We start from the raw sequence: 12,565 nt of genomic DNA, 5'->3' as shown, positions 1-12,565 counted from the left end.
GAACACAATTTTCCCTGGAAGCATATGCCAATACAGGGCGCAAAAGGAGAGAAGCATGCTATTAACAACAACATCCACCGTGGAAGGAATGCACGTGCATCAATACCTCGGCCTGGTTGAAGGCGAGGCGATCTTAGGCGCGAACGTCTTCAAGGATTTCTTTGCCAGCATCACCGATATCGTGGGCGGACGCTCTGCTGCTTATGAGGAAGAGCTGCGCAAAGCAAAACAGATCGCGATGCAGGAGATGGTTGCAGAGGCTCAGCGACGTGGAGCAAACGCCATTATCGGCATCGATATTGACTATGAGTCCATTTCTGGCGGCGGCAGTGGCAATATGCTGATGGTTTCAGTCAGCGGCACCGCTGTTGTGGTTGGTCAGTAGCAGCAGCCAGAGGACGCAATGGTATCGATGCGCATTGCGTCCTTTCCCGCGCTTGCTCAGCCCAGAAAATCGATCGTCTGGCCCTGGCCTGCCCGCAGCGCCTCCTGATAGACGTGCCAGCAAGCAACAAGATCCTGAAAGGCCAACCCGACACCGCCATAGACCGTGAGCTGTTCAGCGAAGCTTCTTCCCGCTTTCACCCCTGCCAGCACCTCACCCAGTTCCGCATCAATGGCCTGCTCATCCAGTCCCGCACCACCGATAGCACCCATCGATACCGCCAGAGCTCGATCATCGCAGACAAACAGGCTGTGTTGCAGCAGGTCAGCTCCTACCTCGCATTTTCCCGGCTCATCAGGCCCGAGGGTTGAAATATGTGTGCCTGGCTGCACCATCGATGCAAAGAGAAACGGTTCCCGTGCCCACGTAACCGTCACAATGATCTCCGCATCCCGGACTGCCGCCTCGACCGAAGTTTCGGCCAGAACCGGGAAATGCAGCTCCTCCTGCATTTCCTGCGCGAAACGATACGCCTCCTGCGGCTCAACATCAAAAACACGCACCTGCGAGAGCGAGCGCACAAGCCGCAGACAGCGCAACTGAAGCCGTCCCTGCACGCCTGCCCCAATGATCGCCACCCGGGAAGCATCGGACCGAGCAAGCACGTCAGCAGCCAGTGCGCCACAAAGCCCCGTACGTAACGCTGTAATCGCCGTGGAATCCATCACCGCAAGCAGGCGACCGGTGTGCAGATCATGCAGCAGTAACACCCCTTGAATGGCCGGTTGCATGCCAGGAACCTTTGCATGTACCTTCACAGTATAGGCCGGGATGTCTTCCAGCACACCCGGCAACAGCACGATGGCCCGTGCTCCCGTCTTTCCCGGCACCTCCGCACGAACGCGCAAGGCAGCAGCGCTCCGTTTCAGCGAATAGGCAGGGAAGGCGCATCGCAACGCCTCTAAGATCGGTCCAGGCTGCAAAAAGGGCTCAACTTCGGATCGTGAAAGCAACAGTGTCATATAGAGCATCCCCTGTCTTTTTACGAACGAGCATGCCACCTTTCCAGCGAGCAAGCAAGAGCCAATGGGGCCTTCTGCTAACAGCCATGCTTAGAGCCGTTCAAGCGCCTCCCGCGCGACAAGAAGAGGAGCCCCTGTCCGTTCACGATAGTAGCGCAGTGCAAGCAGCCGATAGCCAGACCGAACGAGGAAGCGTAGCGCAAAGGGATCAGGGGGCTGCCGCGACTCCTCATCCAGCGAGAGCAGCCCGGCGCTCATCAGCTCCTGAAGATAGTTGACGGCGCTTTCCGCCTCCTCTGGCGTCGCACCGGAACTCAGCCGATAATAGAGCAAGGCATCATCGCGACATCCCGCCCGCAAGAGCATGGTCGTCACCGCAGGATCAGCGCCCTGGCTCGGTGTCTCCGAGGGCATGCCGATGCCATATGCCCGTTCAAGCTCCATAAATGCCCGGGCTACTTCCTGCACCGAGATGCCCATTTCTTCGGCATAGAGCGTCATCGCACGATGAGATAACGCCTGTTGCAACAGAAAAGCCGGACCAATCAATGTCCGCGTGACAGTGCGCTGGGCCTGTACCTTCTGCAACCGCTCCTGAAGCTTATGCTCAAGCGGAGTCACGGGCTGGGTCGGCTTCGGGCGCGGCGCTGGAGCAGAACGGGCAACCGGATGCTGGCTGGTATGCGGTGGACGGCTCACTCTTTTCGCAGCTCGCGACTTTGGCACTACAAACAGGAGAATCAGCACAATCAACAACACAAGCTGCCAGTTGAAATGATCTGAAGCGAGCAGCAAAAAGCCGTTTATCATCCTTAACGTCCTTTTTGGATCAATACAGCATGCATGAACTCCCGGAAGCCCGCCGCTGCGGCAAGCCGTCGTGAAGGGAGATTCTCAAGCATAGCACTATACAGCGGAAGCAGCCCTTCCTGAGCCACCAGCGCACTCCACAGGACCGTTGCAGCAAGCGCATAGCCCTTACGACGCGCAAGGGGCAATGTCTCTATGCCCAGTTCGCAGGCCGTCTCAGTTCGTCGGGAACTATGAGCAACACTCAGCAATCGTCCATCCACGATAACACCGATCAGAGGCTGACGGTGCGCCTCCAGATAGTATTCGACAGAGCCGGGCTCGAAGGCATGCAGTAAGGCCCGATCTTCCTCGTCAAGCACACGAGCAAGCGAACGCGCTGTCGCAAGGTCAAGCTGTGGAGCAGCCTGCTGTGTACAGGCAACCTCACGCGTCAGGACGGCTGGCATAGGATGCGAAGTTGCCAGGGCCTCGTGCGCCTGCTCCCGAAGCTGTTCACGCGCCTCCTCAGCAATGCCGGGAGGCCAGACCTCAATAACAGTAGCGGTATCGAGCAGTTGTGCATAAAAGAGCTGCCAGGGCGGCAGCCGCTTCGCGTAGAGGATCTCCACTTGATCCCGCTCCAACGGCGGAATCCGAAGGGACCAGACCGCCTCAATATGGCTGCGTAACCATTCACGTTCTTGTGAGAGCTTCATAGGTTTTCCTTCTTGCTTTTCATTCAATACGCCTTTGTAATATATCGCAACGAGATACAATTAAGCTCATCAAAAACCTCTACTCTCTTCAAAAAGACGTGAATCAGATGCCTCTTATCGTACTGTATTTCTGAAACGGTGGCAAGCATGCCAGCCTCCCGGCTTTCCACCAACCCCATTTCTACCAGCTATGAAAAATCACCCTCCCTTTTCACCCGCTCTTTTATTGATTTTTCTCCATAATTCAGGGTACTATTGAAAAAGTTTCCTCCTGTTCAGTTATCAGGTGAGTAGGGAAGTTTTTCTCCTGCACCACAAAAAGGATGTTTTTCCATGCAAACCGGATTCAGTACCTCTGGACTACTCATGGCCTATTTGCGGCCTCAGATCCGACAAGTGCTGCTTCTCCTTCTCCTCCTCCTGGGAGGAATCGGGTTCGAGCTCTTTAACCCACAGCTCTTAGGGCAGTTCATTCAAGCCCTTGAGAATCGCGATCAATCACCATTCCTCTACAGGACGGCACTGCTTTTTATCGGGCTGGCAATCCTGCAACAGGTCATCACAGTGCTTGCGACCTACCTCAGCGAGCGGATCGGCTGGAACGCGACCAACGCGATGCGTGCCGACCTGACCAATCACTTGCTACGGTTGGACCTTTCCTTTCACAAAGATCACACGCCGGGCGAGCTTATAGAGCGCGTAGACGGAGACATCACGACGCTGGCGGATTTCTTTTCGCAATTTGTCGTACACATTTTTGCGAACGTGCTGCTCCTGATCGGCATCCTGATCGTTTTCTGGTGGATCAACTGGTACATTGGAATCAGCCTGACGGGGTTTGCCCTGCTTTTCCTGTTCTGCATGTACTCGATGCGACACATAACCATAAAACCCTGGAAAGTGTTTCGTCAGGTCAGTGCCGAACTCTACGGCTTTCTGGAAGAGCGCTTCAACGGGACAGAAGACATTCGCTCAAGTGGAGCACACGCCTACACATTGAGACAGCTCTATGTCCACACTCGAAAACGTCTGCAAGCCGCGCGTAAAGCACGCATTATCTCCGCCATTCCCTGGAGCTTTCCACTGCTTGCCGGGGCCTGTGGGCAGCTTATTGCCATCTTGCTCTCTGCATGGCTTTATAGTCGGGGGGATATGAGCCTTGCCACCGCCTTTCTCATCTTCTTCTACCTGGAACTACTACTCAAGCCAATTCAGGCCATTATCAATCAGCTTGACACCTTTCAACGAGCCAGCGCCGGAATTGCCCGTGTCAGGGAGCTCTTCCAGCAGCGCAGCGTTCTTGAGGACGGGCCGGGTTATGCCTTCCCCGCCGGAGCGCTTCCAGTCGCCTTCGAGGATGTCTCTTTCGGGTACAACGAAGATGAGAAGGTTCTGCAACACATCTCCTTCCACCTGCAACCGGGCGAGATCCTGGGCCTACTCGGACGCACAGGAAGCGGCAAAACAACCATAGCGCGCTTGCTGTTGCGCCTCTACGACCCCACAACGGGAAACATCCGACTGGCTGAACACGATCTGCGAGAAGCTCGCATCGCCGACCTGCGCAAGCATATTGGCATAGTCACACAGGATGTGCAGCTTTTCAACGCGAGCGTTCGCGACAACCTTACCTTCTTCGATCACACCATTGATGATGAGCGAATCAAAGAGGCAATCTACGAGCTTGGTCTGCGTCACTGGTTTGAGGCACTCCCCGAGGGACTGGATACAGTGCTGCCCCCAAACGGTGGCGGCCTGTCGGCGGGAGAAGCACAGTTGCTTGCGTTCGCCCGCATCTTCCTGCGAGATCCCGGTCTGGTTATCCTCGATGAAGCCTCATCACGCCTTGATCCAGTTACAGAACATCTGCTGGAACAGGCCATCGAGAGGCTTTTGCGTGGACGCACAGCCATTATTATCGCGCATCGCCTGCGCACGATTCAGCGGGCCGACTCCATCCTGATTCTGGAGCACGGCCAGATCCGTGAATATGGCAGTCGTGCACTGCTGACCGCCGATCCATCCTCGCACTTCACGGCACTCTTGCAGACAGCACACGAAGAGGTTCTTGCATGAAACCATTACAGACATGGCACTTTTTCTGGAGCTTGATTCGCTTCCGTCCCTGGCACTTCAGCCTCAACTCGCTGTTCATCACCCTGCTTTTTATCCTGGAAATCATTCCGGGGCTGATTATCCGTGAATTCTTCCAGAGGCTCTCAGCAGAGCAGCTCAGCAGTTCTACCCTCTGGTGGATTGCCACGCTTCTGATTGTCCCGGCGCTCGGGCGTATTACATTTCTCTTTGGTTGTCAGCTTACAAACGCTCCATTTATCTATACAAATGCAGCACTCCTGCAAAAGAACATCCTGTCTCGAATCCTGCAAATGCCTGGTGCGCAGGCGTTACCCGACTCGGCCGGCGAGACGATCAGCCGCTTACGCGACGATGTTGATGAAAACTCCGTCTTCCTGATGGCTCTTAACGACCTGATCGGACTGAGTGTTTTTGCGATCATTGCGCTGGTCATTATGCTCAGAATCAATGCCCTGGTAACGGCGACCGTCTTCCTGCCTTTGCTGATCATCACCGGCCTGGTTAACTACGCAGGAGAGCGAATCAAGCAACGACGCACAGAAAGCCGCATCGCCACCAGCAAGGTAACAGGCTTCCTGGGCGAAATCTTCGGCTCTGTACAGGCAGTTCAGATTGCCGGAGCCGAGGCCACAGCCGTAGAGCACCTGCGTACGCTGAACAAGAAGCGGTTACAGGCCTCAATCCGTGATCGTCTGATCGAACAGATTATGAAATCCCTCTTTACCAATACCGTCAGTATCGGTACCGGGCTTATTCTGTTTGTAGCTGCTCAGGCCATGCAAAGCGGCTCCTTTACGGTTGCTGACTTTTCCCTGTTCATCTACTTTTTGGGCTGGATTACCGAATCCATCACACATTTTGGCACCGTGCTGACCGCATACAAGCAGGCAGGCATCTCAATAGAGCGTATGGTCTCGCTGCTTCAAGGAGCACCACCGCGCTCGCTGGTACAGCATGGGCCGGTCTACACACGGGGTCCATTGCCCGAAATTCCCGATATTACAGTGCAGGAGCCTCTTCAGGAACTGACCGTGCAAGGACTTACCTATCTATATCCATCGACCGATAAAGGGATTGAAGACATTCACCTGACCATCAAGCCCGGCACGCTCACTGTGGTAACGGGGCGTATCGGTTCAGGCAAAACAACACTGCTGCAAGCGCTGATCGGGCTGCTTCCAGCCACGCACGGCGACATCTACTGGAACGGCGAGAAAATCGCCGATCCGGCCTCGTTTTTCGTACCTCCACATTGCGCCTACACTGCACAGGTGCCGCGCCTGTTCAGTGATACGTTGCGCGACAATATCCTGCTCGGACTGCCTGAGAAGCAAGAACGCATGCAAGAGGCATTACAACTGGCCGTTCTTGAGTCTGATCTTGCCGCAATGAAACAGGGCCTTGATACCGTTGTTGGTCCGAAAGGAGTGCGCCTTTCCGGTGGACAACTACAGCGTTCCGCAGCCGCTCGCATGTTTGTGCGACCTGCCGCGCTCTACGTCATCGACGATCTTTCCAGCGCGCTTGATGTCGAAACAGAAACGCAACTCTGGCAGCGACTCTTTGCACGCAAGGAAACAACTGTTCTGGCCGTTTCGCATCGGCGGGCCGCGCTCCGACGAGCCAACCACATCCTTGTGCTGAAAGACGGTCGCATTGAAAGCGAGGGCAAGCTAGACGAGCTCCTACAGCGAAGCCCCGAGATGCAGCATCTCTGGCATGGATATACTGCCGAGCAGTCCATCACAGAATAGCATAGCAGGAGAAAAGCGTCAAATATGGTACACAAGAAGTAGTACTTTGGGGCATTGAACATAAAAAGAGGGTACCGCCTGAAGGTACCCTCTCGCGCACGAACGACTTTACCACGAGTTCACGCGACGTATGAGCCAGCCTGTTGACATACCGATGCACAATCACGGCAGGCTCTCGCGCACTCCTGTAACAGTGAATCTGTACCTAGCTGCTCACAAGATGCAGCACAGCGTGTACATGCTTCTGTGCAGAGATCACATGCACGCATATGAAGAGGTGATTGGCGTGACATCAAATTGAGGCAATAGGAACAGGTATCGATACAATCCAGTAGCGCCTGAATACGCGCCTCCTGGAGATAATCTCCACCTTTCTGTAAACTATGCTTGAGCACGCGCCCACAAATAGTATGGCAACGGCGACAGAGCTCAATACTTCTTGCCAGTAAATCGATATCTTGCATGACTTCTTCCACCTCTCTACTCAGGAAAAAGATATGTGTGTACATAGTTGACAGGGATTACACGTTACCCATATCTTTTTGGTAACAGAAAGTGATATTATAAAAAGGAAGGATGGTTCACCTGGCTCTAACCCCCTTCCCTTTCAGCAGTTTCTTGTATCAGCGATCGCATTATTCTATTCGTACCTTTCCAATACTCCTGGGCGAAGTCACACCAGCTCATTTGACTTCGTTCCCTGGCGCTACCAGAATCGATCCATTCCAAAAAGGGGAACAGGTATGACCAGCATCAGACAGAACGAGGAGGGAAACCCGAAGCAGAAAACGGTCCTGGTAATCGAAGATGACACCTGTAATGCTGAGATGCTGACTCTTATGCTTCAGCAGGAAACCCCGTACAGCGTTATTTCACTGACTGAAGATCTGGAGCCAACTTACCTTATCAGGCGTGTCAGGGAAATTGATCCGGCACTCCTGCTCCTGGATTATCGTCTGCCACGTACGACCGGCCTGGAACTATATGACAGACTACAGGCAATACAGGAATTGCAGCATATTCCAACAATTGTTATCACGGCTGGTATCGAGCGAGATCAGCAAGAAGAGTTGGAAAAGCGTAAAATTCCTCTTATTTACAAACCCTTTGAAATGGATGATTTCCTCCGCTCAATTGAAGAGATAATCGAGTGAAATCATCTCTCTGTACGATTGCTCTGTACAGATATCCAGTCATAACATGACATGCAGGGCCTCTGCTCTGCATGTCATTTCTTGCCCTATTGATACCTGTCTGACTTCCTCGAATTGCAACTTCAGGAGAGCAACATGAAATGTCGTGCTGGCTGTGGAGCCTGTTGCATAGCTCCTTCTATCTCATCCCCGATACCGGGAATGCCCGACGGCAAACCAGCAGGCGTTCGCTGTATCCATCTGACGCCAGAGAACCGCTGCGCCCTCTTCGGGAAACCCGAGCGCCCGGAGGTCTGCCGGATGCTACAACCGTCCGAGGAAATGTGCGGCCATTCGGCTCAGGAAGCGCTGATCTGGCTCACACAGCTCGAACGCGCCACTACACCTGACAGGAAGAAACCGGATTCGAAATAAGACAATACATGTCATATTCGTGTGATACACTGCACTTGTTGCCGTTGTTCAGAGAGAAGGAGAATACGAGATGCGTGCAGACCGGCTTCTGTCTATTTTGCTGCTCCTACAGGTCCACCAACGGATTACAGCAAAAGAGCTTGCCAGCCGCCTTGAGGTTTCCGAGCGTACCATCCATCGTGATATGGAAGCGCTCAGTTCATCTGGTATCCCGGTTGTCGCGGATCGCGGTACAGGCGGAGGCTGGCGGCTGCTCGAAGAGTATCGCACCAGATTGAACGGGCTCAATGAAAACGAGGTCGAGGTTCTCTTTATGGGGCTTCCCGAGCGGGTGCTTCGTGATCTGGGCCTGCAAAAAGCCTCCGAGGGCGCACAGCTCAAGTTATTCACGGCCCTACCCACGATGTACAAGCAACGGGCCGAATACGCGCGACAGCGGCTCTATATCGACTCAGCCAGTTGGCGCAACACAGAAGAGGCCACACCGGCTCTGGCACGGATTCAGGAGGCGGTGTGGCAGGATCGAAAGCTCAGTTTTAGCTATCGCCGCGCCGATGGAACCTATGTCGAGCGCGTCGCTGATCCGCTTGGGCTGGTCGTCAAGGGGAGCGTCTGGTATCTGGTCGTTGCGATTGATGACTCAGTGCGCACCTATCGCATCTCACGCATCAAAGAAGCGCAGGTATTGGATGAAGCCAGCCAGCGTCCCCCTGATTTTGACCTTGCCAGCTACTGGAAGCAGTCGCTTGTCGACTTTAAAGCCGCGCTTCCCCGCTATTATGTGACCGTCTACGCCGATGAATACGCGCTTGCACGGCTCAACCAGTCACCATACGTCCATAGAATAGAGCAGATGGAGCGTCTCGACGGCGAGGGTCGGGTCAAGCTGGTGATTCGCTTTGATGTTGAAATGGAAGCCCATGACTTCCTCATCAGCTTTGGCTCGCATATAGAGATCATCGAGCCTGACACCCTGCGCGAGCACATATTGCAAACAGCCCGAAACCTGCTTAGCTTTTATGAGCGCAAGACCTCCGTCAGCGTCCCGCTCGATGATGAGCAGGTCGATCAGGGCCAGCGATAGAACTCGACAATCAGACCATCGGGTCCGGCAACATATGCCGACTCGGTGCCCCAGGGCATCAGCTCAGGATCGCGCAGCACCCATCCGCCGCGAGCGCGAACCTGCTCCAGCGTCGCAACTACATTATCGACCTCAAACTGTAACACCACACCCTGTGGCCGCTCGGTCGGAACGGCAGCCGAAGGTGACAGGCTGATAATTATATCTCCCGTGTTCACTTCTGCATAGCTGGCATCGCCTTTGACCGGCAGATTCAATTCTTTCTGAAAGAACGAAATGGTTCGCTCCATGTCGGTTGGAATAATACTGAGATGATTTAGCTTCATCATGGTGCACTCCCTTCCAGAATTACGCAAACATCGTTAGCAAGCTATGGCAGAACCGCTGTATGCGCTGCCGATCAACGCTATAGAACTTCATGCCCCGTTGCCGCCGCACCAGAACAAGCTGTGCCTGTTCAAGCTGTGCCAGTTGCCGCGAAGCCGTACTTTGATGCAGACTCAGCCTTTCAGCGATCTGAAGCGCAAACAGTTCCCCCTCCTCAGCAAGCAAACGTAAGATAGCCAGTCGCGTCGTGTCGCCAAGCGCTTCAACCACAGGACGCAGATTTTCCAGCTCGATCACCTGCAACGACGGAGCAGGCCTGACACGGCCTTCCGACGGCTCGTACAGCACATAGTAGACGTCATCAACCGGAATCAGCGAAAAGTACCTGCCAAGCAAGAAGCAGGGCACAAACACCACGCGCTGTGCCTGCCGGAGCGCTGTTTCCCACTCTGCCCCCAACTGCAAGCCCGTCACCCGCACCACCATTTCAGCAGGGGACAGGCGCTGCCCCTCCTGTTGAAAATGAGCGAGATTTACAGCCGATACCTCTTCTATCACCTGTCTCCGCTGTTGCCATTTTTGCTGTTCCCCCAGATCCCAGACCTCAGTAAAGAAACGCAAAAGCGCCTCTCTCAGTTTCTCTGGCTGCTCTATCAACTCAAGCGTATCCTCTTCTGCTTGCCAGCTTGCCAGAACAGCGCGGTATGCAGCAACGCGGACCGTTGGATCAGCCAGAGAAGCCGCCGTTACCGGCCCACATGCACGCAGCCAGCGCTCCACCTCGGCAAGAGGCGACATGGAACGGCGATAGAATTCCAGGTTTTCCAGGATGCCATGTACGATCAGATCTCCCATCGGGAACTGTTGCAGCCACGCCTTCCAGGCCTGCCAATCGCGCTGTGCGGGATCATCAGCGGGGAGCCACTGCAACAGAAAGCTCCGCAGAGCGGCACCATGAGCCAACAAGACCCGCATAGCCTCAAGATCATGTCGGGCCTGCGGCGAGAGGCGCGGCACCATGCTTTCAGGCCAGGACGTTGGCGTTGGCTTGCCCGAAGCAGCATAATCAAGCAGCAGCATAGCCGTGCTGAGATGAACCGGCAGAGAAAGCAGCGTGTCCCATTTCCAGGGTACATGAGCCGGAACGAGATCACCTCGCAGCATTCTTTCCCCCTGTATAGCCATATACAAAATTTGCATATGCGATATTTGCAACTTGCATACAGTATACAGCAAGCAACTGCTCCCGGTCAAGAGCAGGCATCAGTGACTCTCAGAAACAGGGGAAACATGATAAAGTGGGTTTGCGCATCCTTGACAGCAATCTGCATCATTCTCTACACTAAAAGACGGGATAGGGTGTTTTTGCCTGTCCTGTCCTCCTCAGCAGTTAGAAGGAAACTCGGTTCGATGAACGACACCACATCTCTGCTTCAGCAACTCGTTGCGATCGATTCAGTGAACCCCGATCTTGTCCCGAACGGTGCAGGCGAAAAGGAGATTGCAATCTTCATCTCAAACTGGCTTGAACAGGCCGGATTGACCGTCGAGTGGGACGAACCACAGCCCGGACGACCAAGCGTGGTTGGCATCGCGCACGGTACAGGAGGCGGGCGCTCGCTGATGCTTAACGCGCATATGGATACCGTCGGCGTGAGCGGCATGGAGCGGCCACACCAGCCATTCATTGAAGGCAACCGACTCTACGGGCGGGGCGCGTTCGACATGAAAGGCGGGCTGGCAGCGGCAATGATCGCGACCGCTCGGGCCCGACAGGCTGGACTTCGGGGAGATGTCATTCTCACCGCGGTTGCCGACGAGGAATATGCAAGCCTCGGCACGCAATCAGTGCTCAAGCGCTGGACAGCCGACGCCGCCATTGTGACCGAACCAACGGACCTGCAACTTTGCCTTGCCCATAAAGGATTTATCTGGCAGGAAGTCATAACGCAGGGCAGAGCTGCTCATGGTTCACGGGCAGATCTTGGTCTGGACGCCATCGCCAAAATGGGACATGTCCTTGTCGGCCTTGAACGCCTGCACAATGAGCTTCAGCGCAGGCCGGCTCATCCGCTACTCGGGCATGGATCCCTGCATGCCTCAATCATTCGCGGCGGGCAAGAATGGTCAAGCTATCCCGAACAATGCGTGTTGCAGTTAGAGAGGCGCACGATCCCGGGCGAAACAATCAACGATGTCGAGACACAGCTTCAGACGCTGCTCAATAGCCTTCGACAGGCAGACCCTGCCTTTCAGGCAACTGCGCGTACAATACTGGTACGCGATGCCTTTGAGGTCGCTGAAGATGCCCCCATTGTTCAGGTTCTCCGCCATCATGCCGGCCTGCTTCTGGAAAACGAGCCCCCGCTTATCGGCGCGACTCCCTGGATGGATTCCGCTCTTCTGGCAGCAGCAGGCATTTCAACAGTCGTGTTTGGTCCCGGAGGAGCAGGCGCACACGCGGTTGTTGAATGGGCAGACCTTCAACAGGTCGAGCAATGTGCCGATATTCTCTTCGCCACTATTCAGGAATTTTGCCGGTAACGATTCTGTTTTTGGAGAAGGGCTGCCAGGCGGCTCTTCTCACCTCCACACTATTACCCCATAAGAAGCCTTTCACTCAGAAATTACGTGCTCTTCCACATCCATTCCCTCTTTTTCTAAAGAAGCAGGTTTCCTCTTTCTATCTCTCTTCTCTTCACCCTGATACAAGAATACCCCTTCCCACGGAAAAGAACAAGAGCTCTAAACTTTCTTCCTATGTTCCCTGTTTCTTCGTTTTCGCGCTTCTTGAAAGCGACTGCAGATCGTATTGATCCC

13 protein-coding genes are annotated in these 12,565 nt (G+C 54.5%); 7 read left to right on the top strand and 6 right to left on the bottom strand.

The genetic code is table 11. The features are described 5' to 3' along the window. Positions 1–55 precede the first annotated feature (55 nt). Positions 56–385 carry a YbjQ family protein gene (locus tag KTH_RS04130; RefSeq protein ID WP_497616598.1) on the top strand — a complete coding sequence of 110 codons (330 nt, stop codon included), beginning with the start codon at positions 56–58 and terminating at the stop codon, positions 383–385. 56 nt (positions 386–441) lie between these two features. Here the strand turns inward: KTH_RS04130 and KTH_RS04125 are convergent, their stop codons facing one another. From KTH_RS04125 to KTH_RS04115, 3 genes are all read right to left on the bottom strand, one after another. Next, positions 442–1,407: an ornithine cyclodeaminase family protein gene (locus tag KTH_RS04125; protein ID WP_497616597.1), complete on the bottom strand. Its 966-nt coding sequence runs from the start codon at positions 1,405–1,407 to the stop codon at positions 442–444. A 90-nt stretch (positions 1,408–1,497) separates the two neighbouring features. Further along, positions 1,498–2,217: a hypothetical protein gene (locus tag KTH_RS04120; RefSeq protein ID WP_497616596.1), complete on the bottom strand. Its 720-nt coding sequence runs from the start codon at positions 2,215–2,217 to the stop codon at positions 1,498–1,500. Between the two features lie 2 nt (positions 2,218–2,219). Beyond that, positions 2,220–2,915 carry a GNAT family N-acetyltransferase gene (locus tag KTH_RS04115; RefSeq protein ID WP_497616595.1) on the bottom strand — a complete coding sequence of 232 codons (696 nt, stop codon included), beginning with the start codon at positions 2,913–2,915 and terminating at the stop codon, positions 2,220–2,222. A 333-nt stretch (positions 2,916–3,248) separates the two neighbouring features. Between KTH_RS04115 and KTH_RS04110 the strand changes: the two genes are divergently transcribed. Together KTH_RS04110 and KTH_RS04105 are read left to right on the top strand one after the other, a co-directional pair. Beyond that, positions 3,249–4,991 (top strand): ABC transporter ATP-binding protein, encoded by a 1,743-nt coding sequence (locus KTH_RS04110; protein WP_497616594.1) that lies wholly within the window; start codon positions 3,249–3,251, stop codon positions 4,989–4,991. Then, the gene (locus tag KTH_RS04105; protein ID WP_497616592.1) at positions 4,988–6,766 is read left to right on the top strand and encodes an ABC transporter ATP-binding protein; all 1,779 of its coding nucleotides are present in this window, start codon (positions 4,988–4,990) and stop codon (positions 6,764–6,766) included. The genes KTH_RS04110 and KTH_RS04105 overlap by 4 nt, the downstream gene beginning before the upstream one ends. Before the next feature lie 119 nt (positions 6,767–6,885). Here the strand turns inward: KTH_RS04105 and KTH_RS04100 are convergent, their stop codons facing one another. Next, positions 6,886–7,230, bottom strand: a complete 345-nt coding sequence (locus KTH_RS04100; RefSeq protein ID WP_497616591.1) for a four-helix bundle copper-binding protein — start codon at positions 7,228–7,230, stop codon at positions 6,886–6,888. A gap of 279 nt (positions 7,231–7,509) precedes the next feature. Between KTH_RS04100 and KTH_RS04095 the strand changes: the two genes are divergently transcribed. From KTH_RS04095 to KTH_RS04085, 3 genes are all read left to right on the top strand, one after another. Beyond that, positions 7,510–7,920, top strand: a complete 411-nt coding sequence (locus tag KTH_RS04095) for a response regulator (protein ID WP_111325720.1) — start codon at positions 7,510–7,512, stop codon at positions 7,918–7,920. Positions 7,921–8,055: 135 nt separating this feature from the next. Continuing rightward, on the top strand, positions 8,056–8,334 hold the full coding sequence (locus KTH_RS04090; protein WP_111325721.1) for a YkgJ family cysteine cluster protein: 279 nt from the start codon (positions 8,056–8,058) through the stop codon (positions 8,332–8,334). A 70-nt stretch (positions 8,335–8,404) separates the two neighbouring features. Then, positions 8,405–9,418 carry a helix-turn-helix transcriptional regulator gene (locus KTH_RS04085; RefSeq protein WP_497616589.1) on the top strand — a complete coding sequence of 338 codons (1,014 nt, stop codon included), beginning with the start codon at positions 8,405–8,407 and terminating at the stop codon, positions 9,416–9,418. Here KTH_RS04085 and KTH_RS04080 read toward each other — a convergent pair. Together KTH_RS04080 and KTH_RS04075 are read right to left on the bottom strand one after the other, a co-directional pair. Beyond that, positions 9,403–9,747 (bottom strand): VOC family protein, encoded by a 345-nt coding sequence (locus KTH_RS04080; RefSeq protein ID WP_497616587.1) that lies wholly within the window; start codon positions 9,745–9,747, stop codon positions 9,403–9,405. The genes KTH_RS04085 and KTH_RS04080 overlap by 16 nt on opposite strands. A 19-nt stretch (positions 9,748–9,766) precedes the next feature. Continuing rightward, complete coding sequence (locus KTH_RS04075; protein ID WP_497616585.1) at positions 9,767–10,909, bottom strand: ArsR/SmtB family transcription factor; 1,143 nt, start codon at positions 10,907–10,909, stop codon at positions 9,767–9,769. Positions 10,910–11,155: 246 nt separating this feature from the next. On the opposite strand from KTH_RS04075, the gene KTH_RS04070 reads away from it, so the two are divergent. After that, on the top strand, positions 11,156–12,289 hold the full coding sequence (locus KTH_RS04070; RefSeq protein WP_497616583.1) for an ArgE/DapE family deacylase: 1,134 nt from the start codon (positions 11,156–11,158) through the stop codon (positions 12,287–12,289). The last annotated feature ends 276 nt before the right edge of the window (positions 12,290–12,565 follow it).

The sequence above is a fragment of the Thermosporothrix sp. COM3 genome (assembly GCF_059696735.1).
Note: the sequence above shows the minus strand (reverse complement) of the source record. Positions and strands in the feature narration are given on the sequence as shown.